Source organism: Sphingomonas changnyeongensis (assembly GCF_009913435.1).
GTDB lineage: Bacteria > Pseudomonadota > Alphaproteobacteria > Sphingomonadales > Sphingomonadaceae > Sphingomonas_B > Sphingomonas_B changnyeongensis.
Genome location: NZ_CP047895.1, coordinates 960173 through 981223, shown reverse-complemented (window position 1 = coordinate 981223; position 21051 = coordinate 960173). Strand labels below are relative to the sequence as shown.

The window sequence follows — 21051 nt, the reverse complement described above, 5'->3', positions numbered from 1 at the left end:
GCTTTCGTACGGACATCCGGGCGGCCTATCTGTCCCGTGGCGGTGCAGTGCCGCCGGCGGTCATCAAAGCTTAACCATTTTCCTTGCCAGCGGCCCGATCGCTCCGCACCTTTTCTCCTGAAAACAACAAGGAGAGGAGGACGAACATGATCCGTGCCCTGAAGATGGCGGCCACAGCCTGCGCGGCACTGCTGGCGGCACATGGTTCTGCCGCTACGGCAAACCCGCGATTCTCGGCGCTCTATGTGTTCGGCGACAGCCTGGTGGATGCCGGCAACATCGCCGTCGTTACCGGCGGCGCGACGCCGAATCAGGCGGTGGGCTATTTCCCCGGCCGGTTCACCAACGGCTATAACTATGTCGACTATATCAACTACCAGCTGTTCGGCACGGCCACGACCGCGTCGCTGCGCGGCGGCAACAATTTCGCCTTTGGCGGCGCGCGCATCGTCAGCGACACGACCGACACGATCCCCGACCTGACGCCGCAGCTGGGTGCCTATGCCGCCCGGCAAGGTGCGGCCGCGGGCGATGCCGACGCGCTCTACATCCTGAACATGGGCGGCAACGATATCTTCGCACTGGGCCGCTTCGCTGCCGGCAATCCCAATGCGCTCAATCCGGTCGGCAATGCCGAAGCCTATATCGAGGCGCTGGTCAGCATCTATGCCAATGCGGTGACGACGCTCGACCAGCTGGGGGCGCGCAACATCCTGATCACCGGCATCCCGAACTCGACCGACCCGCTCGCGCTGAAGGTCGACCAGCTGCTTCAGGCGCGGCTGGACGGGCTGACGCTCGCGTCCGACACCAATCTGATGCGCTATTCCTATATCGACTTTTTCGGCCGCGTGGCGAACGATCCGGGGTCGCTCGGCCTGCCGACCATGCGCACCGACACCACCTGCATCCAGGCCCGTGCCCAGGCGACCGGCTGCGCCGGCATCTTCTCGTTCGACGGCGTCCACCCGACAGCGGCCGTCCAGTCGGCGCTGTTCCGCGACATGGTCACCCAGTTCAACCTCGCCCCGGTGCCCGAACCGGCAAGCTGGGCGATGATGATCGCCGGGTTCGGCGTGGTCGGCACCGCGATCCGGCGGCGTCGCGCCGGCATGACGGTCGCGTCCGCACGCCTCGCGCGCGCGCACGCGTAGAGGCCCCTTGCCCTCCCCCGCCTTGCCTGCCTGACCCCGGTTAGCACTTCCGTAAAAGTTTCCGGCTTATTCACCGGGACAGATATGGAAGGTGACGCACAGGGATGAGCGCTTTTGGCAAACGCGGGGGAGCGGCCGGCCTGCCCAGCCGTCCCGCCTTCGGGGTCGCCCGGCCGATGCAGGGCGGCGCGCCCGCACCCGCGCCGCGCCCGGTCGACACGCCGCCCAGCGCCGAACAATTCCCGCCGCTGCCCGGCATCGATGGCGACACCGCCGCGCCGGTGCAGATGGATGCGATGGCCCGGCTGGCGAGCCGCGAGGCATCGTCCGGCGAGGCCGCGGCGTCCCGCCAGGAAGGGTTCGAAGCCTCCATCCACCGCATCAAGGAGCAGGTGCTGCCGCGTCTGCTCGAACGCGTCGATCCCGAAGCCGCCGCCGCCCTGTCGAAGGACGAGCTGGCCGAGGAGTTCAGCCCGATCATCGGCGAGGTGCTGGCCGAGCTGAAGCTGACGCTCAACCGCCGCGAGCAATTCGCGCTCGAAAAGGTGCTGGTCGACGAGCTGCTCGGCCTCGGCCCGCTCGAGGAGCTGCTGGCCGATCCCAACATCTCCGACATCATGGTGAACGGCCCGGACCAGACCTTTGTCGAGCGCAAGGGCAAGCTGGAGGTGGCCAATATCCAGTTCCGCGACGAGGAGCATCTGTTCCAGATCGCGCAGCGCATCGTCAATCAGGTCGGCCGCCGCGTCGACCAGACCACCCCGCTCGCCGACGCGCGCCTGAAGGATGGCAGCCGCGTCAACGTGATCGTGCCGCCGCTGTCGCTGCGCGGCACGGCGATCTCGATCCGCAAATTCTCCGCCAAGCCGATCACCCTCGACATGATGGCGGGCTTTGGCTCGATGAGCCCGAAAATGGCGACCGCGCTCAAGATCGCGGGGGCCTGCCGGTTCAACATCGTGATTTCGGGCGGCACCGGATCGGGCAAGACGACGATGCTCAACGCCCTGTCCAAGATGATCGATCCGGGCGAGCGCGTGATCACCATCGAGGACGCAGCCGAGCTGCGGCTGCAGCAGCCGCACTGGCTACCGCTTGAAACCCGCCCGGCCAATCTTGAAGGCCAGGGCGCGATCACCATCCGCGATCTCGTCATCAACGCGCTGCGTATGCGCCCGGACCGGATCATCCTGGGCGAAATCCGCGGCTCGGAATGTTTCGACATGCTCGCGGCGATGAACACCGGCCATGACGGGTCGATGTGCACCCTGCACTCCAACAGCCCGCGCGAGGCGCTGGCGCGTATGGAGAACATGGTGATGATGTCCGACATCAAGGTGCCGAAAGAGGCGATCAGCCGCCAGATCGCCGACTCGGTCGACCTGATCGTGCAGGTGAAGCGCCTGCGCGACGGTTCGCGCCGCGTGACCAACATCACCGAGGTGATCGGGATGGAAGGCCCGGTGATCGTCACCCAGGAACTGTTCAAGTTCGAATATCTGGACGAAACCGCCGACGGCAAGATCATCGGCGAATATCGCGCCATGGGCCTGAGGCCCTACACGCTTGAAAAGGCGAAACAGTTCGGGTTCGAACAGCCGTTCCTCGAGGCATGTCTGTAAACTTGACGGGTTGAACCGCGAAGGTTTGCCGGGCCGTGTGCGTTCAGCCATGCGGAGGTGACATGACCCGGACCATCGCCCCTGCCCTGATCCCCCGCCTGATCCCTGGCCTGATCCTGGCGCTCACCCTGGCGGGCTGTGGCGGCGGCGGCGCGCCTGCGCCTGCGCCCGCTCCGGCACCCGCACCGCCGGCTGTGCCGCCGCCCACCCTGCCCCCGCCCGGCCCGACGCCCGCCCCACCCCGGCCCCTATCCGGCGGGGCTGAGCGCGGCGACCATCCGGGTCGACGGGGTCGAGCGCAGCTTCCTGATCCATATGCCGCCATCGGGCCGGCCGCGCGCGCTGGTGCTGGTGCTGCATGGCGGCGGCGGCAACGGCCTCAATGCGGCGACCCAGTCCGCCCAGTCGGTGTTCCGCACGGTTGCCGACCGGGCCGGTTTCGCCGCCGTCTATCCAAGCGCGATCGACGGCAACTGGAACGACTGCCGCAGCGACGCCCCGGCGGTCGAGGAACAGGCGCGCGACACCGCCTTTCTCGACGCGCTGATCGCGCGGCTGCAGAGCGAGCTGGGGCTGGGCGCGGGCGCGGTGTTCATGACCGGGCATTCCAACGGCGCGCTGATGACCTTCCGCTATGCCTTTGAACGCGCCGACCGCATCGCCGCCATCGCGACCTCGGCCGGCCAGCTGCCCGAACGGCCCGAGGCCGGGCTGTGCACCACCGGGCCGCAGCGCGCCGTGCCCGCGCTGATGACGATGGCGACCGGGGATACGGTGCTGATGCCCTATCCGGGCGGCTGTGTTGCCGATGCGCCGCTGTGCGTGCGCGGGCGGGTGATTTCGGCGGTGGCGACGCGCGACCGCTTTCTCCAGATCAATGCGCTCGCCGGCGTCACGCCGATCATCCGCACGGTCGAGCGCGACACCGGCGATGGCGGCCCGGCGGTCGAGCATGTCTATGCCGGCACCGCCCCGGTGATCTGGTGGCGGCTCGACGGCGGCGGGCACAAGGTGCCAAGCCTGTCGGTCCGCCAGGACGCCGACACCGCGCCCCAGAATCGCGACATCGAGTTCGCCGAGGAGGCCTGGGCGTTTTTCGACCAAAGGATGCGCTGACCGACGAACCGCACGGGCCCGACTTGCAACTGTCATGGCGAGCCACCAATGTCGGCCACACAGCGACAATGGAGGAATGCCGATGCGAGCGAAGATCATCGCGGCCCTGCTTGCGGCCGTGGCCCTGGGCGGGGCGGGCGCAACCATGGCCGGGGCAGCGGGCAAACCCGCGTCCGGCGTCGAGCGCAAGGCGCTGGAACAGGCGGCGGCGGGCGCGCATCGCAGCGCCGCGAACCGCGCCCGCGACCAATATCGCCACCCGGTCGAGACGCTGAGCTTTTTCGGCGTCAAGCCGACCGACACGGTGGTCGAAATCTGGCCGATGGGCGGCTGGTACACCGAGATCCTCGCCCCTATCTGGCGGCAAGAGGCAGACTGATCGGCGCCCAGCCGCTGCGCGCCGCCGACCGCTATGCCAAATTCCTCGCCACCGATGCGGCGCTGTACGGCAAGGTCGGCCAGGCGAGCTTTCCGGGCTTTCTGGGGGGCACGCCGGTCGCGCCCGGCACCGCCGATGTCGTGCTGACCTTCCGCAACGTGCATAACTGGCGGATGGGTTCGGGCGATCCGGCCAAGGCCGATTATGCCGAAAAGGCGTTCCGCGAGATGTTCGAAATGCTCAAGCCCGGCGGCGTGCTCGGCATTGTCGAGCACCGGCTGCCCGAGGCGGCGGACGCCGCGCGCGAACAGTCGAGCGGCTATCTGAAGACGTCGACCGTCCGCCGCCTGGCCGAAGCCGCCGGCTTCCGCTTTGCCGGCGCGTCCGAGGTCAACGCCAACCCCGAGGACACCGCCGATTACCCCAAGGGCGTGTGGACGCTGCCGCCAAGCTTTGCCGAAGGCGACACCGACCGCGCGCGCTATGCCGCGATCGGCGAGAGCGACCGCATGACGCTCAAGTTCGTCAAGCCCGCCAAATGACCGCCCGGCCGGGCCGCGCAGACCATGTCGCGGCCCGGCCGCTTGCCCGATGATCAGCTGGGACGATTTCGCGCGGGTCGACATCCGCGCCGGCACCATCGTCGCCGCCGAACCCTTTCCCGAAGCACGCAAGCCGGCGATCCGGCTGGTGATCGATTTCGGACCCGAACTGGGGCGCAGGAAATCGAGCGCCCAGATCACCCGCCATTACGCCCCCGAAACGCTGATCGGCCGGCAGGTGCTGGCCGTGGTCAACTTCCCCCCCGCGCCAGATCGGCCCGATGATGTCGGAAGTGCTGACGCTCGGCCTGCCCGATGCCGACGGGGCGATCGTGCTGGTCGCACCTGACAGACCGGTCCCCGACGGAGGGCGGTTGTTCTGAACCGCAACCCTCTTTAGCAGATGGGCCCAGCGACAAGCGGAACGACAGGGGGGATGAACCGCGTGGCAAGCCTGGCAGCCCGACCGGACGAGGAAATGAGCACCAGCGATGTGCGGCTGGTGATCACCGCCTCCGCGCTCGGCACCGTGTTCGAATGGTATGATTTCTTCATCTACGGCACGCTGGCCGCGATCATCGGGCGGACCTTCTTTCCCGCCGACAGCGAGGTCGCGCAGCTGCTGCTCGCGCTGGCGGGCTTTGCGGTCGGCTTCGGCGTCAGGCCGCTGGGCGCGGTGCTGTTCGGCTATCTGGGCGACCGGCTGGGGCGCAAATACACATTTCTCGTCACCATCACGCTGATGGGGCTGGCAACAGCGGCGGTCGGCATGGTGCCATCGGCCGCGACCATCGGCGTGGCGGCGCCGGTGATCCTGCTCCTCCTCCGCGTCGTCCAGGGGCTGGCGCTGGGCGGCGAATATGGCGGTGCGGCCATCTATGTTGCCGAACATGCAAGCGCCGCGCGGCGCGGCTTTTACACCAGCTTCATCCAGGGGTCGGTCGCCGGCGGCTTCATCCTGTCATTGGCGGTCGTGCTGGCGACCGAGATGGTGCTGGGCGAGGCGGCGTGGAACGCCTGGGGCTGGCGGATCCCGTTCCTGTTCTCGCTCGTGCTGCTCGCCATCTCGCTGTGGATGCGGCTGAAACTGTCGGAAAGCCCGGTCTTTCGCGCGATGAAGGAAGCCGGGGAGACGGCGCAGAACCCGCTCAAGGAAACCTTCACCTATCCGGGCAATGGCCGTCGGCTGTTCGTCGCCCTGTTCGGGATCGCGGCGGGGCTGACGGTGATCTGGTACACGGCGATGTTCCAGGCGCTCTATTTCCTCCAGAACGCGATGAAGCTCGAACCGGCTGTCGCGCAGCTGCTCGTCGGGCTGGGTGCGGCGGCGGGGCTGATCTTCTTCGTGCTGTTCGGCTGGCTGTCGGACAAGGTCGGCCGCAAGACGCCGATCCTGGTCGGCTATCTGCTGACGCTGCTGTTCCTGTTTCCGATCTTCACGATGATGGGCAATGCCGCCAATCCGGGGCTGTCGGATGCCGCGCGGCGCGCGCCGATCGTCGTCGGCGGCGCGGATTGCCGCTACAACCCCTTTGCCAAGACCCAGGCGACGCCGTGCGGCCAGGCGCTCGACATGCTGTCCAAACGCGGCGTTCCCTATTCGACCGACGCCAGCCTGACCGGCGTGATCATCGGCGATGCGCGGATGAGCGCGGGCGACTATCCGACCGCCGCGGAGCTGGACAAGGCACTGGCCGAGGCGGGCTATGATCTCGGCCGGGTGCGGCCGGGCACGACCGACATCCTCGTCATCCTGGCCGGCATCATGGCGCTGAGCGCGCTGTCGGGCATGACCTATGGCCCGGTCGCGGCGCTGCTGACCGAGCTGTTCCCGGCGCGCATCCGCTACAGCTCGATGTCGATCCCCTATCATATCGGCACCGGCTATTTCGGCGGCTTCCTGCCCTTTGTCAGCCAGCTGATCATCGCCAAGACCGGCGATCCCTATTCGGGCCTCTGGTATTGCTGGGCGGTGGTGGCGATGGCGGCGCTGGTGACGGCGCTGTTCCTGAAGCGCGGCGATCTCGACCTGCATGGGTGAGGAGCGGGCGGGCCGGGCCGGGCTGACACCGGCCGGCCCGCTCCGGGCTGTTGCGTGGCCGCATTTTCCCGGTCGCCGGGTGATTCCACCCGGCTTCAAAATGCTCTAGCCCCGGGGGTGTGACGATCGCTGCCCCGCTCCGCCTGCGCCTCGACGGCGCTGCCCTTGTCGCCAACTGGCGCTGGCTCCGCGCGCGGGGCGGCGCTGCGGCCTGTGGTGCCGCGATCAAGGCCGATGGCTATGGCCTTGGCGCGCGCGCGGTGATGGAGCGGCTGGCGGCCGCCGGGTGCCGCGATTTCTTCGTCGCAACCTGGGCGGAGGCGGCGGCGCTGATGCCGCTGCCCGCCGGGGTCGCGCTGTCGGTGCTGCACGGGATCAGGGCCGAGGATATGGCGCTGGCGGCCAGCGTCGATGCGCGGCCGGTGCTCAACAGCCCCGAACAGGTGCAGCGCTGGCGCGCCGCCGGGGGCGGGGCATGCGATTTGATGGTCGATACCGGGATCAGCCGGCTGGGCCTGTCGCCGGCTGACGTGGGTGCCGGGCTGCTCGACGGGATCGCGGTCGACACGCTGATGAGCCACCTCGCCTCGGCAGATGAGGACCGGGCGTCGAACGCCGCGCAGCGCGCCGCTCTGCACGATGTCGCGCCGCATGTCGCGCACCGGCGGCTGAGCCTCGCCAACTCGGCCGGCATCTGTCTGGGCCCCGATTATGCGTTCGACCTGACCCGGCCGGGCCTCGCGCTTTATGGCGGCGTGCCGCGCGGCGAGGCGGCGGGTGCGATCGCGCAGGTGGCTTTCCCCGAGGCGCAGATCATCCAGCGCCGCCTTGTCCCTGCGGGGGCAGGCGTCGGCTATAACGCGCTGTGGACCGCCCCGGTCGACAGCGAGATCGCGATCCTCAACCTCGGCTATGCCGATGGCTATCCGCGCGCGCTGACCGGGCATGGCGTGGCGCTGGCCGGAGACCGGCGGCTGCCGTTGCGCGGTCGGGTGTCGATGGATCTGGTCGCGGTCGATGTGACCAACGCCCCCGACCTGCGCGAGGGTGACTGGCTGGGCCTTGATTTCGCCTTGCCCGCGACCGCCCAGGCGGCGGGGATCAGCCAGTATGAGCTGCTGACCGGCCTTGGCGGGCGTTTCGCGCGCATCTGGGCCTGACCTGCGTCCCGCTCACGGGCGTGATTCCGCTTTGCTGCACGGCAGCCCGGTGCTGCCCACTGCCTTGTTTCAGCTTCGCCATAACGGCGTGAGATGCCGGCCGACGGGCCGGTGCGGCGCATCTGATCCGCAAAACAGAAAGGGCCGGTCAAACGACCGGCCCTTTCCATGTTCGGCGTGAATGCCGGATCAGAACTTATGGATCAGCTGGAGCGCCGCGCGCCGACCCAGCGTATCATAGGCACCGATCGCCGCACCCGCCAGCGGATAGGGCGGATCGATGTCGAACAGGTTGGTCACCGTCAGACGGATGACGCTGTTCTCACGCAACTTGTACGACAGCGTGGTGTTCCACAGGATCTGTTCGTCGAAGCGGATACGATCACGGGTCTCGAACACGTCGAGAATATTGATCGCCGCCGCGCTGACGAAGTTGGCCTGGATATCCCAGCCGAACCGGCCACGGGTGTAGCCAAGGTTCAGCTGGCCCTGCCAGCGCGAGTTGCCCAGTTCGGCAACGCTCGGATCCGGCACGATCCCGTTGATGTTGAAATCAAGCCGGTCGAGATGGAACAGGGTAGCGTTGATGTCGAACTGACCGACCTTGTCGATGCTGAAGTTGTAGCCGATCTCGGCGGTCGCGCCGCGGAAATCGATCCGTTCGCCATTGACGAAGCCTGTGCGGATGCCCGGGGTCTGCGGATCGCTGACGATCTGGCCATTGGGCAGACGGGTGATGCGCTCGCAGAAGCTGTTCGCCCGGGTGACATCGGTCGTATCGAAGTTGGTGTTGTCGAAGCACCCGGATGCAATCTGGGCCGCGGTCAGATTGGCGATCGGGCCACGGATCGTGATCTGCTGCCAGTCAGCAGCCAGGCGAAGGCCCGGCACACCGCGCGGCTGCAGCACGACGCCGACCGTCCAGCTGTTCGACCGTTCATTGTCGAGATTGGGATCACCGCCGGAGATGCCCGGGATGGTCGCATCGTTCGCCGACGACTGGAAGCTCGCCGGGTTGAGGTTGAACTGCCGATAGAAGGCCGCACAGTTCGCCCGGCGCACATCCGGCCGCGCACCGCCATTGACGTTGCGCGAGTCGCACGGATCCGGAACCGCCGTGAAGATGTTCGAGATCGGCGTGAACAGCTCGGTGATCGCCGGGGCGCGCAGCGAACGGGTGAAGTTCCCGCGGATCTGCATGTCGCGAACCGGTTCCCACCGGCCGCCCAGCGTATAGGCGGTGAAGCCGCCGTTCACCGTATTGTCGACGTAGCGGATCTTCCCTTCAAACTCGAGGCGGTGGAAGAACTTGATGTCGTTCTGCGGCGAGATCAGCGGCACCAGCACTTCGCCGAACACTTCCCGGGTCGAGAAGCTGCCCTGGTTGCCGAGGATCGCCACCGCGCGGCCGCGACCGGCGATCTGGAACGCATCCGGGCGGAACGCGCCGCTTTCGACACGGTGCTCGAAGCCGGCGACGACGCTGACATCCCCTGCCCAGAGCGAGAACGGCGAGCCGCTGACGTTGATGTTGTAGACCTGCTGTTCGAGCACGGCGCGCGTGCGGGTGCGGGTCGTCACATAATCAAGCGCGGCCTGCGACGGGATACCTTCGCCGAACACGTTGAGCGGCACGCACGCGGCATCGGCGATCGGGGCCACCCCGCCCGGCGCGACGTTGCGCGTCGGCGTCGGATTACAGACGATCTGGCCCTGCGCGTTGGTGGTCACGTTGATCGCATTCGAGAAACGCTGCTGATCGAGAACCGTCTGGGTGTAGGTGCCGGTCGAGCGGCCATAATTGGCCGAGGCTTCCCAGTAGAACTTACGACCGCCGATCTCGAACGAGCCGTCAAAGCCGCCAACGATGCGGTACAGCTGGTTGCGACCGCGAGCGTTGTTTTCGACGATGTCGCGCGACGCACGGGTCAGACGAAAATCGGTGACGCCCAGCGCCGCCAGCCGCGCCCGATCGTCCGGGTGCAGGCGCGGGTCATTCGCGGAGAAGGTCAGCGGGCCCGACAGACCGCCGAACAGGTTCGACTGGTAGATCGGCTGGTCGACGAGCTCGAGCGAATCGGCCCGGTAGAAGGTGCCTTCACTGAAGAACCGGATATTGTCCGCCACTTCGTAATGCAGCTGCGCGGTCGCGGTGTAACGCTCGAGCGGGCTGAGCAGCGGCAGGGTTTCATTCAGGTTGAAACCATCGCCGCCGCTGGCATTGTTGTTGCCGAACGGCGTGCCAGGATTGAAGTCGAAAAGACGGCCCTGGCTGTTGAACGCCAGATTGGTGGTGCCGGCCGCACCGAAGCCGCGCGGCGCACCGGTCGCAAGGTTGAACGCGCCCGTCGCCGGGAACAGCAGGCCGCCGCCGGTGAACACGCTGAACCGGTCGTCACGGATGTAGACCGAGTTCGGGATATTGTCGTTGTTGCCGGTGTTGAACGGCGTGTTGAAGAGACGGCCGTCATTGCCCGGCGTACGGCCGGCGGCAACCGACGATGCCAGCGGGTTCGGGCGCGCGGTCAGCCCCTGCGCGAAACGACGACGCTCGGTCGAGATCAGGCCGTTCGCCTTGTCATAGCTGCCCGAGATCATGAAGTTGCCGCGATCATCGGCGCCGAAGTTGAACCCGGCCAGAGCCTGGAACGAATAACGCTCGGCGTCACCGCGCTGGGTAATGCCGCCCAGGGCACGAACCTCAAAACCCTGGAACTTTTCACGCAGGATGATGTTGACCGTGCCCGCGATTGCGTCCGAGCCATAGGTCGGCGCACCGCCGATGCTCAGATTGTCGATGCGGTCCACCATGATCGACGGAATGACGTTCAGGTCGACCTGAAGCCCCGCCGCCGCCGGACCGAAAATGGTCGGGGCGTTCGACGACACGAAGCGACGGCCGTTCACCACCGTCAACGTGCGGGCCGAGCCGAGGCCGAACCGGTTGACGAAGTTCTGGCCGACGCCGAAGCCGGACTGACCGCCTTCCGGCGTGACGCCGACACCAAAGCCCGGCAACTCGTTGAGCGCGTCGGCGACGTTGGTCAGCGCGCGGCTGTCGAGATACTCGGCGCTGATGACGAGCGCCGGCTCGAGCGTGTCGAATGCGGTCGAGCGACGGATACGCGAGCCGGTGACCGTGATCACTTTTTCTTCTTCGGTCGACGCCGCCGTCGTAGTGGCGTCACTGACCTGCGCCTGCGCTGGCGCGGCAACTGCGATCAGAGAAATACCGGCGAGCGCAGTGGCCGCCAGAAAGCGATAAGATGACATAAATCCCCCGGTCTTGAGCAGCGCCGAAGCGCTTGAACCGCCGTTTACGAACGAAAATTTCACGGACATTGCAAGATCGTGAATCCAAAGGAATTCACAAACTGTTCATAACCCGCCCGGGTGTTGCATTTCCGCAACGCAAAACGCCCCGGCCGCGCGGGGGCGCGACCGGGGCGACGTTCAGAAACAACAACTTAGGTTAAGGCCGATCGCAAATCACAGCGATCAGCACCGGCAATGAGTCAGCGCTCCACGCAAAGCGCGACGCCCATGCCGCCGCCGATGCACAAGGTGGCAAGCCCCTTTTTCGCGTCGCGGCGCTGCATTTCATGGAGGAGCGTGACGAGGATTCGCGCCCCGCTGGCCCCGATCGGGTGGCCGATCGCGATCGCGCCGCCATTGACGTTCACCCGCTCCGGATCCCAGCCCAGTTCGCGGCCCACCGCCAGCGCCTGGGCGGCAAAGGCCTCGTTCGCCTCGATGAGATCAAGGTCGCCGATGCTCCATCCCGCGCGGGCAAGCGCGCGGCGGCTGGCGGGGGCGGGGCCGATCCCCATCACCGCCGGGTCGACGCCCGAAGAGGCCCAGCCGGCGATGCGCGCCAGCACCGGCGCACCGCGCCGTTCCGCCTCAGCCCGGCTCATCAGTACCAACGCGGCCGCGCCGTCATTGATGCCCGATGCATTGCCGGCGGTTACGGTGCCGTCCTTCTTGAATGCCGGGCGCAGGCCCGACAGGGCGTCGGCGGTCACGCCGTCGCGGATGAACTCGTCCCGGTCGACCACCACATCGCCCTTGCGGCCCTTGACGGTGACGGGCGCGATTTCGCCCGCAAAGCGGCCATCGGCGCGGGCGCGTTCGGCCTTGTTCTGGGACTGGGCGGCGAACGCATCCTGCTCGGCACGGCCGATCTGGTAACGCTCGGCCAGATTTTCAGCCGTGATGCCCATGTGATAGCCGTTGAACACGTCGGTCAGGCCGTCCCTGATCATCGTGTCGACCAGCTCGACCGCGCCCATTTTCGCCCCGGCGCGCAGCGCCTGGGCATGGGGCTGAGCGACATGTTTTCCTGTCCGCCCGCCACCATGATCGTTGCATCGCCGGCGGCGATCATCTGCGCAGCCGTCGCCACCGCGCGCAGGCCCGAGCCGCAGACCTGGTTGACGCCCCAGGCCGGTACTTCCTGCGGGATGCCGGCGGCCATTGCCGCCTGGCGGGCCGGGTTCTGCCCCTGGGCTGCGGTCAGCACCTGGCCCAGGACGACTTCGGACACATCCTCTCCGGCGACGCCCGCATCGGCAAGCGCGGCCATGATCGCAACGCGGCCCAGTTCATGCGCGGGGGTGGCGGCAAAGCTGCCCATGAAGCTGCCGACGGGGGTGCGCCGCGCGGCGGTGATGACGATATCCTGTTTAGGGTCGGTCATGGCGGGGATCCTCAAGCGTTCGGTGCTGTAATGTGTTGTCGCCCGGCCGCGTATCAGCTTTGCCGCACCTGCGAAAGCCAGTCGGCCAGCGGCTCCCACAGCACCGCCCGCGCCCGCCCGCCGACAATCATCCCGACATGGCCGAGATCGATCCGGTGCGATTCCGCCAGCCCCGCCGCCGCGCCGGGGGGCACGATCCGGTCGGTGCGCGACACGAACTCGGCCGCCGGACAGGTCAGCGCCTCTGGCGTCACCGCCATGCCGCCCACGCGCCAGCGACCGCTGCCGGGCAGGTCGGCGGCATAGAAATCGTCGAACAGCTCGCGCCCGGCGGCGAAGGTCAGCGGCGCGCCGTCATTGGCCCAGTCCTCGAGCGCGATGAACGCCCGCGCCTCGGCGCTGCCCGGCGGCATCGCGGCAAAGCGCGCATATTTGGCGACCGTGCGGACCGGATCGAGACGCCAGAAACCGGTCTGCAACACCTCGACCGGCACAAGGCCGAGCGTCGCACAGGCCGGGTGCGCGGCATCCCACAGCGCCGAAATCGCCGCGCGCGCGCCGTCGTCATAACCGGAAAAGCGCCAGGGGGCGGCGATCAGCGTCAGGCTGAGCGGGCGGACATGGACCGCCGCCGCCAGCGCCATCGTGCCCCCAGGCAATAGCCGGCCAGATGCAGCGGCGTGCCGAGCGCGGCGATCAGCGGGATGAGCAGCGCCTCGACATGGCTGGCGACATCATGCGGATCGTGCGGCGCGGGAACACCCCAGTCGACCAGCAGCGGGCGCACCCCCCGGCCCGCCAGCCAGCGCAGCAGCGACTGTTCCGCCGTCAGGTCGAGGATGTCCGGCGGGTTGATGAGCGAGGGCACGAACAGCATTGGCGGCCCCGCTCCCCCATAATCGCGGACACAGGCCCGCCCCACCCGCGCCACTTCAGGCATGGTGGGCAGCGGCGCGGCGCGCGGCGCGGCCTGGAAGGCGCGCAGCCCGGCGAGCGCGGCCGCCAGCCGCACCGGTTCCCCGGCCAGTTCGGCGCGGAGCAGATCGATAAACAAGGGTAATGGACGCGGGCCATGTTGCGCCGCATCAACAGCCGGTGCTACCGGGCCTGAACTTTCTTGCGGGACAATCTGCATGGCCAAGAATCCGAACCGCGCCCAGGGCGTCGTGATCATCAAGAAATACGCGAACCGCCGGCTCTACAATACCGAAACGTCGAGCTACATCACGCTCGACCATCTGGCCCAGATGGTCCGCGAGGGCCGCGAATTCGAGGTTCGCGACGCCAAGAGCGACGAAGACATCACCCACAGCGTCCTGACCCAGATCATCATGGACGAGGAACAGCGCGGCCAGACGATGCTGCCCGTCAGCTTTCTGCGCCAGCTGATCGCCATGTATGGCGACTCAATGCAGGCGATGGTGCCCCAATATCTGGAAGCGTCGATGGAGGCGTTCCGCCGCAACCAGGCGCAGTTCCACAAGGCGATGCAGGGCGCGTTCGCCGGCGGCCCGTTCGCCGAGATCGCGCGCCGCAACATGGAAATGTTCGAAGCCGCCGCCAGCGCCTTCCAGACCCGCCAGGGCCAGGACGACGCGCAGCCGGGCGACCGCAAGGACGACGACATCGCCGCGCTCAAGGACCAGCTGGCCGCACTTCAGGCCAAGATCGACCGGCTGAGCTGACCCGCACGCCCCGGCGCATCACGACGCAGCGCCCGAAGGAGCTTTATGGGTCGAGGCGCCTCAGCCTCTGCAAGAAACACCGCCGCGTCTGCCGGCCACAAGCTGTCGCGACACCATCGGCGTGATTTCGCATGAGAGGGTCGGTGAGAGGGAGAGGCTGCAACAACCAAGCGGTCCCGTTTCGAAACACCGCTGAAGAGCCGCTGGACAGAAACAGCACACCTGCCTTAGCCTGTTATTGCTATCGTCTTCGGGGGAAATATGAGATTTTTTCTGGCTCTTCTCGCCGCAATGACTGTTCACAGCGCGGCTCAAGCGGAGGTCGTTATCCAACGTTGGCCTGCCGCAGGCTTTCGGCCGGCGGATACAGAGTTCTTTTTTGACAATCCGTCCCTTTTTTCGGGCGACTCTCAGATAGGACAGACCTACACTGCGGAATATACTGGCAAGCTGCTGTCAGTCGACCTCCTGCTAACCCGCGGATTTATACCGAACGGCCCCGATCCTGAATTCGAACTAAGTTTGTTTGATCGGCCCGGCGGCTCGCGTCTTACCAAAACGACGTTCACAGCCCCGGCGGACCTGGGCCCGTCTTTTCGTTGGGTTTCGGTCGACGTCAGTAGCGCGAACATATTTCTCACAACGGGAGCGAAGGGCTTCATCGTGTGGAACGAGGCCGGCTTGATCCCAGGCCTGGGTCGCAATCAAACCATCGACTGGGTCGGGCTTTATGGTCCTTCCGAGTCGCTCTATGCTGGTGGAAAAGCCTTTAAGAAGCTGTCCCAAAATCCGAATTGGGAGCGGACTCGAAAATTGTCGGTCGACGATTTTACAAAGAATGACGTCGATCTGGCTTTCCGTCTGCACATCGACACGAGCTTCGCCGCCATTCCGGAACCAGCGACCTGGGCGATGATGATCGGCGGGTTCGGCCTGACAGGCATGACGCTACGTCGCCGGAACGGCACCTCGGTACGCTGCGCCTGACCGCGTCGCGGATCTGAAAATATTGTACCCGCCGGCTTGGACGCTGGCGGGTGCAACGCGGCACGATAATGCTGCCATCGGTCGCGGCTTAACGCCCTGAGCGCTGAACGACCCGAGCCCCTCCACACTGACGGATGACGCCACGACCAGGCTGGTTGCGGCAAAATCCGTCATCAGGGGTTCAGCGGCACCCAGCCGGTCAAATCATCACTCGACGGTGACGCTCTTCGCCAGGTTGCGCGGCTGGTCGACATCGGTGCCCTTGGCGACTGCGACATGGTAGGCGAGCAGCTGCACCGGCACCGCATAGACGAGCGGGGCGATCAGCGGGTGGACGCGCGGCATTTCGATCGACGCCAGCAGCCCGTCGCCCGCTTGGGCCAGCCCGTCGGCGTCGGAAATCAGCACCACCTTGCCGCCGCGCGCGCGGACTTCCTGCATGTTCGACACCGTCTTGTCGAACAGCGGCCCCGACGGCGCGATCACCACGACAGGCACCTGATCGTCAATCAGCGCGATCGGCCCGTGCTTCATCTCGCCGGCGGCATAGCCTTCGGCGTGGATGTAGCTGATTTCCTTGAGCTTCAGCGCCCCTTCCAGCGCCAGCGGATAATCCGGCCCGCGCCCCAGATAAAGCACGTCGCGTGCACCGGCGATCGTCGGCGCCATCGCCTCGATCTCGGCATCATGGGCAAGGGCGGCATTCATCGCCGCCGGCACTTCGGCCAGCTGGCGGACGATCTCCGCCTCCTCGGCGGGGTTCAGCCGGCCCCGCGCGCGGGCGAGGTTGACGGCCAGGGCGGCCATCACCGCCAGCTGGCAGGTGAACGCCTTGGTCGAGGCGACGCCGATTTCCGGCCCGGCATGGGTCGGCAGCAGCAGATCTACCTCGCGCGCCATCGAGCTGGTCGGCACGTTGATGATGCCGGCAACCGTCACCCCCTCGGCCTTCATGTGCCGCAGGGCCGCAAGCGTATCCGCCGTCTCGCCCGACTGGGAAATGACGAGGCCGAGCATGTCGGGGCCGAGCACGGGTTCGCGGTAGCGGAACTCCGAGGCGACATCGACCTCGACCGGCACGCGCGCCAGCTGCTCGATCCAGTATTTGCCGATCGCACCGACATAGGAGGCGGTGCCGCAGGCGACGATCGCGACGCGGCCGATACGGCTGAGATCAAAGCCGAGATCGGGCAGCGCCACCTGTTCCTCGACCGGGCGCAGATAGGAGCTGAGCGTCTGGGCGACGACGACCGGCTGCTCGTAAATCTCCTTCTGCATGAAATGGCGGTGATTGCCCTTGTCGATCAGCGCGCCGGTGATGCCCGACAGCGTGACCGGCCGGTCGACCGGGCGGTTGTCGCGATCATAGACCGTCGCGCCGCCGCGCCGGATGACGACCCAGTCGCCTTCGTCCAGATAGGCGATCTTCTGAGTGAGCGGCGCCAGCGCGAGCGCATCGGAGCCGAGATAGATCTCGCCCTCGCCTTCGCCCTCGCCATGCCCAAGCACCAGCGGCGAGCCGAGCCGCGCGCCGATCAGCAGATCGGGATGATCCTGGAACAGCACGGCGAGCGCGAACGCGCCGTGCAGGCGCGGCAGCACCCGGCGCACCGCCGATTCCGGATCATGGCCCGCCGCCAGTTCGCGGTCGATCAGATGGGCGACGACCTCGGTATCGGTCTGGCTGGTGAACACGCGGCCATCGGCGATCAGCTCGTCGCGCAGCGGCTTGAAATTCTCGATGATCCCGTTGTGCACCAGCGTGACGCGCCCGGCGGCATGGGGATGGGCATTGTCCTCGGTCGGCGCGCCGTGCGTCGCCCAGCGGGTGTGCGCGATCCCCACCAGACCGGGCAGCGGATCGCCGGCCAGCTTGCGGGCAAGATTGACCAGCTTGCCCTCGGCGCGGCGGCGGTCGATCCGGCCGTCATGCACGGTCGCGACGCCGGCGGAATCATAGCCGCGATATTCAAGCCGCCTCAGCCCGTCGACCAGCCGGTCGGCGACGTCATGGCTGCCAAGGATCGCGATGATGCCGCACATAGATCAAGGCTCTTTCAGTTGATTGGTTTCAGGTCCGCGCGCCCAACCGCATAGCTGCGCCGCCCGGTCCGCGCCAGCCGGCCCCGCCCATGCGGATCACGCAGCGCGCTCAGCCAGCACGATCAGCCAGCATGATCAGGAGGCGCGCCGCGCCGCCATCATCGTCCGGAACCGCGCCGCCCAGCCGGGCTTGACCGTCTGCCCGGCCCGGCCGAGCGCCAGCGCATCTGCGGGCACATCGGCGGTCACCACCGATCCGGCGGCGACGATCGCACCGTCGCCGATCGCGACCGGGGCGACGAGCGCGCTGTTCGAGCCGATGAACGCCCCCGCGCCAATCTGCGTGCGGTGCTTGAGAAACCCGTCATAGTTGCAGGTGATCGTCCCCGCGCCGACATTGGCCCCCGCGCCGATTTCCGCATCGCCCAGATAGGACAGGTGATTGGCCTTGGCCCCGTCGCCCAGCCGCGCCTTTTTCACCTCGACGAAATTGCCGATCTTCACACCGCGGCCAAGCACGGTGCCGGGGCGCAGCCGCGCATAGGGGCCGATTTCCGCCCCTGGGCCGACCGACGCGCCCTCCAGATGGCTGAATGCGCGGATCACCGCGCCGTCGGCCACCTCGACCCCGGTGCCGAACACGACATGCGGTTCGATCACCACGTCACGGCCAAGCTGCGTGTCGTGCGAAAACCATACCGTTTCGGGCGCGACCAGCGTGACGCCATCGGCCATCGCGCGGGCACGCCGGGCCTGCTGCCACCGCGCCTCCATCGCCGCCAGTTCGCCCCGGCTGTTGACGCCCGCCACCTCGTCGGCATCGGTTTCGATCACCGCACAGGCCCGGCCATCGGCGGTCGCCAGCATGACGATGTCGGGCAGATAATATTCGCCGGCGGCATTGTCGTTGCCCACCCGGGCGAGCAGCGCGAACAGGTCGGCGGCGCGGACCGCCATCAGCCCCGAATTGCACAAGGTCACCGCGCGTTCGGCGGGCGAGGCATCCTTGTGCTCGACCATCTTTTCGATCCGCCCGTCGGGCGTCGCGATGATGCGGCCATAGGCCCCCGGATCGGCGGGCCGGAAGCCGAGCACCGCCACCGCGGGCCGGTCGTCGGCGTCGAGCCGCGCCGCCAGCCGCGCCATGGTTGCGGACGAAACCAGCGGCGCGTCGCCGTAAAGGATCAGCACCGTGCCGTCGAACCCGGCAAGCGCGGCTTCCGCCTGCTGGACGGCATGGCCGGTGCCGAGCTGCGGTTCCTGCACGGCAAGGCTGACGTCGCGCCCTGCCAGCGCCCGTTCCAGCTGGTCGCGGCCGCTGCCGACCACCGTCACCACCCGCGCCGGGCCGAGTGCGGCAAGGCTGTCGAGCAGGTGCATCAGCATCGGCCGCCCGGCGAGCGGGTGGAGCACCTTGTGCAGCGCGGATTTCATCCTTGTGCCCTTGCCGGCGGCGAGCACGATGGCGGCGAGATTGGCTGGCTGTGTCACACGGCCGCGCTTGCCATGGCGGGCCGGGGCGGGGCAAGGGGCGGCGATGGGGACCGGGCCGATCGCGCGGCACCCGGCCCAGCAGGGAGAACCCATGGCGACAGTCCCGCCCCGGCCATTGGCGACATCGGCTTTGATATTGTCGGCTTCGATCTCGACGGCACGCTGATCGACACCAGCGCGACGCTGGCGCGCGCGGTCAACCATGCGCTTGCCGCCGGCGGGCGGCCGCTGATCGCCCCCGATCAGGTCAGGCCGATGATCGGCGGCGGCGCGAAGCTGATGCTGGAACGGGGCCTGGCCCTGAGCGGCGGGGCCGAGGAGGCGGAGTTCCGCCGGCTCTACCGGCTGCTGCTCGACTGGTATGGGGCCAATCTCGCCGACGGGTCGGTGCCCTATCCGGGCATGGTCGCGGCGCTCGACGCGCTGGCGGCGCGCGGGACGAGGCTGGCGGTCGTGACCAACAAATTCGAAAGCTTCGCGCGCACGCTGCTGACCGATCTGGGGCTGATCGACCGGTTCGACACGCTGATCGGCGGCGACACGCTGGGCAAGGGCAATGCCAAGCCCAGCCCCGCCCCCATCCACGCAATGATCGAGCGGCTGGGCGGCGGCCGGGCGGCGTTTCTGGGCGATTCGGTCTATGACGTCGCCGCCGCCCGCGCCGCCGGGGTGCCGGTGATCGCGGTCAGCTTCGGCTTTCTGTCCGGCCCGGTCGAGGATCTGGGCGCGGATGCGGTGATCGACGGCTATCACGAGCTGATCCCCGTGCTCGACCGGCTGGCCCTGGCCGTGCCCGCTCAGGAGCCGCGCTGATGGACCGCATCCTGCTTGCCGTCCTGATCCAGCTGGGTGGGCTGATCGCGGGCGCGCTGCTCGGCGCGTCGGGGCTGGTGCTGGGGGCCAATCTGACGGTCGGCATCGCCATGCTGGTCGCGCTGTGGCCGCAACAGATGCCGGAGCCGGCTGTGCCCCGGCCCCCGCGCCTGCCCCGTCGGGCAGCGCCGACGATCCGCTGGAGGCCATTCTGGACGCGATTGCCGATCCGGTGCTGCTGGTCGGCGACGGGCGGGTGGCAGCGGCCAACCGCGCGGCGCGGACGCTGCTTGGCGAACATGTGGTGGGCGAGGATGCACGCATCGCCATCCGCCACCCGGCGGCGGCCGAGCGGCTGCTGGCCGGCGCATCGCCCGCCGATGCGCAGCCGACCGAGCTGGTCGGGCTGGGCGGGCGCGACACGCGTTGGGAAATGCAGGTGGCGATGCTCCCCGACGCGCGGCGGCTCGTCCATCTCGTCGACCGCAGCGCCGGCCATGCGGCGGAAAAGATGCGCGTCGATTTCGTCGCCAATGCCAGCCACGAACTGCGCACGCCGCTGTCGGCGATCCTCGGCTATGTCGAGACACTGGACGATGAAAAGGCCGGCGGCGACGTCGCCGTGCGCAAGCGGTTCCTGAAGATCATGCATGACGAGGCGCAGCGGATGCAGCGGCTGGTCGATGATCTGATGTCGCTGTCGCGGATCGAGGCCGAGAAATACCGGGCGCCCGACACCGCGATCGACATGGCCGGCCTGATCGCGGAAACCCATGCCGTGCTGCGCGACCAGCGCGGCGAGCGCGGCCGCGACATCGTGACCGACATTGATGAAAGCCTGCCCTTTGTCGCCGGCGACCGGGCGCAACTGTCGCAGGTGCTGCACAATCTGATCAACAATGCGATGAAATATGGCCGGCCGGGCACGCCGATCACCGTCAGCCTGGCGCGCGGGCCGGGGTCGATGATCCGGCTGAGCGTCGAGGACGAGGGCGAAGGGATCGCGCCCGAACATCTGCCGCGCCTGACCGAGCGCTTCTACCGCGTCGATTCGAGCCGCAGCCGGGCGCTTGGCGGCACCGGCCTTGGCCTTGCCATCGTCAAGCACATCATCGAACGGCATCGCGGGCGGCTCGACATCCAGTCGACACTGGGCAGGGGCACGACGGTCAGCGCGCTGCTGCCGCCCGCGCCGCTGCGGCTGTCATCAAACGGTAACAGCACTGTAACAGGAAGCGTCTGATTGGCTGCTAGCCGCGAATGACGGGGGCTGGCGGGTCGCACACCGCCACCAAGCGATTGGGACTGAGTTTCAG

At 67.6% G+C, this 21051-nt stretch carries 11 protein-coding genes and 6 pseudogenes; 12 read left to right on the top strand and 5 right to left on the bottom strand.

Features of this window, described 5'->3' with window-relative positions:
• Positions 1-146: 146 nt before the first annotated feature.
• The 8 genes and pseudogenes from GVO57_RS04990 to GVO57_RS04960 all read left to right on the top strand — a co-directional run.
• Positions 147-941 (top strand): annotated as a pseudogene (locus GVO57_RS04990) (SGNH/GDSL hydrolase family protein); the annotation flags it as partial.
• An 87-nt stretch (positions 942-1028) separates the two neighbouring features.
• Positions 1029-1154, top strand: a pseudogene (locus GVO57_RS15580) (PEPxxWA-CTERM sorting domain-containing protein); the annotation flags it as partial.
• A 104-nt stretch (positions 1155-1258) separates the two neighbouring features.
• Positions 1259-2776, top strand: coding sequence for a CpaF family protein (locus GVO57_RS04985; RefSeq protein WP_160592235.1), 1518 nt, complete (start codon positions 1259-1261; stop codon positions 2774-2776).
• Between the two features lie 138 nt (positions 2777-2914).
• Positions 2915-3892 (top strand): alpha/beta hydrolase family esterase, encoded by a 978-nt coding sequence (locus GVO57_RS04980; protein ID WP_160592234.1) that lies wholly within the window; start codon positions 2915-2917, stop codon positions 3890-3892.
• Between the two features lie 82 nt (positions 3893-3974).
• Positions 3975-4813: pseudogene (locus GVO57_RS04975) on the top strand (class I SAM-dependent methyltransferase).
• 49 nt (positions 4814-4862) lie between these two features.
• Positions 4863-5196, top strand: a pseudogene (locus GVO57_RS04970) (tRNA-binding protein).
• A gap of 95 nt (positions 5197-5291) precedes the next feature.
• A complete protein-coding gene (locus GVO57_RS04965; protein WP_160592233.1) occupies positions 5292-6854 on the top strand; it encodes an MFS transporter in 1563 nt (520 codons plus the stop codon).
• 125 nt (positions 6855-6979) lie between these two features.
• The gene (locus tag GVO57_RS04960; RefSeq protein WP_160593831.1) at positions 6980-8014 is read left to right on the top strand and encodes an alanine racemase; all 1035 of its coding nucleotides are present in this window, start codon (positions 6980-6982) and stop codon (positions 8012-8014) included.
• A gap of 189 nt (positions 8015-8203) precedes the next feature.
• On the opposite strand, the gene GVO57_RS04955 is transcribed toward GVO57_RS04960, so the two are convergent.
• The 3 genes and pseudogenes from GVO57_RS04955 to GVO57_RS15575 form a co-directional block, all read right to left on the bottom strand.
• Complete coding sequence (locus tag GVO57_RS04955; RefSeq protein ID WP_160592232.1) at positions 8204-11161, bottom strand: TonB-dependent receptor domain-containing protein; 2958 nt, start codon at positions 11159-11161, stop codon at positions 8204-8206.
• Positions 11162-11529: 368 nt separating this feature from the next.
• Positions 11530-12713, bottom strand: a pseudogene (locus tag GVO57_RS04950) (acetyl-CoA C-acetyltransferase).
• A gap of 53 nt (positions 12714-12766) precedes the next feature.
• A pseudogene (locus tag GVO57_RS15575) lies at positions 12767-13848 on the bottom strand (alpha/beta hydrolase).
• Here GVO57_RS15575 and phaR point away from each other — a divergent pair.
• Together phaR and GVO57_RS04935 are read left to right on the top strand one after the other, a co-directional pair.
• The gene (gene phaR, locus GVO57_RS04940) at positions 13847-14398 is read left to right on the top strand and encodes a polyhydroxyalkanoate synthesis repressor PhaR (protein WP_407695710.1); all 552 of its coding nucleotides are present in this window, start codon (positions 13847-13849) and stop codon (positions 14396-14398) included. The pseudogene GVO57_RS15575 and the gene phaR overlap by 2 nt on opposite strands.
• Before the next feature lie 261 nt (positions 14399-14659).
• On the top strand, positions 14660-15385 hold the full coding sequence (locus GVO57_RS04935; RefSeq protein WP_201752691.1) for a PEPxxWA-CTERM sorting domain-containing protein: 726 nt from the start codon (positions 14660-14662) through the stop codon (positions 15383-15385).
• Positions 15386-15592: 207 nt separating this feature from the next.
• On the opposite strand, the gene glmS is transcribed toward GVO57_RS04935, so the two are convergent.
• Together glmS and glmU are read right to left on the bottom strand one after the other, a co-directional pair.
• On the bottom strand, positions 15593-17428 hold the full coding sequence (glmS, locus tag GVO57_RS04930; protein ID WP_160592231.1) for a glutamine--fructose-6-phosphate transaminase (isomerizing): 1836 nt from the start codon (positions 17426-17428) through the stop codon (positions 15593-15595).
• Between the two features lie 135 nt (positions 17429-17563).
• Positions 17564-18862 carry a bifunctional UDP-N-acetylglucosamine diphosphorylase/glucosamine-1-phosphate N-acetyltransferase GlmU gene (gene glmU / locus GVO57_RS04925; protein ID WP_233281539.1) on the bottom strand — a complete coding sequence of 433 codons (1299 nt, stop codon included), beginning with the start codon at positions 18860-18862 and terminating at the stop codon, positions 17564-17566.
• A gap of 174 nt (positions 18863-19036) precedes the next feature.
• On the opposite strand from glmU, the gene GVO57_RS04920 reads away from it, so the two are divergent.
• Both GVO57_RS04920 and GVO57_RS04915 read left to right on the top strand, forming a co-directional pair.
• Positions 19037-19735, top strand: coding sequence for an HAD-IA family hydrolase (locus tag GVO57_RS04920; RefSeq protein WP_233281538.1), 699 nt, complete (start codon positions 19037-19039; stop codon positions 19733-19735).
• Positions 19736-19859: 124 nt separating this feature from the next.
• Entirely contained in the window at positions 19860-20978 is a 1119-nt protein-coding gene (locus GVO57_RS04915; protein ID WP_160592228.1) for an ATP-binding protein, read from the top strand.
• Positions 20979-21051: the final 73 nt, after the last annotated feature.

Excerpts from the sequence above, each read along its gene's own strand:
- glmS (WP_160592231.1), bottom strand. The coding sequence starts at position 17,428 with ATGTGCGGCATCATCGCGATCCTTGGCAGCCATGACGTCGCCGACCGG.
- phaR (WP_407695710.1), top strand. The coding sequence starts at position 13,847 with ATGGCCAAGAATCCGAACCGCGCCCAGGGCGTCGTGATCATCAAGAAA.
- GVO57_RS04935 (WP_201752691.1), top strand. The coding sequence starts at position 14,660 with ATGAGATTTTTTCTGGCTCTTCTCGCCGCAATGACTGTTCACAGCGCG.
- GVO57_RS04965 (WP_160592233.1), top strand. The coding sequence starts at position 5,292 with ATGAGCACCAGCGATGTGCGGCTGGTGATCACCGCCTCCGCGCTCGGC.
- glmU (WP_233281539.1), bottom strand. The coding sequence starts at position 18,862 with ATGAAATCCGCGCTGCACAAGGTGCTCCACCCGCTCGCCGGGCGGCCG.
- GVO57_RS04985 (WP_160592235.1), top strand. The coding sequence starts at position 1,259 with ATGAGCGCTTTTGGCAAACGCGGGGGAGCGGCCGGCCTGCCCAGCCGT.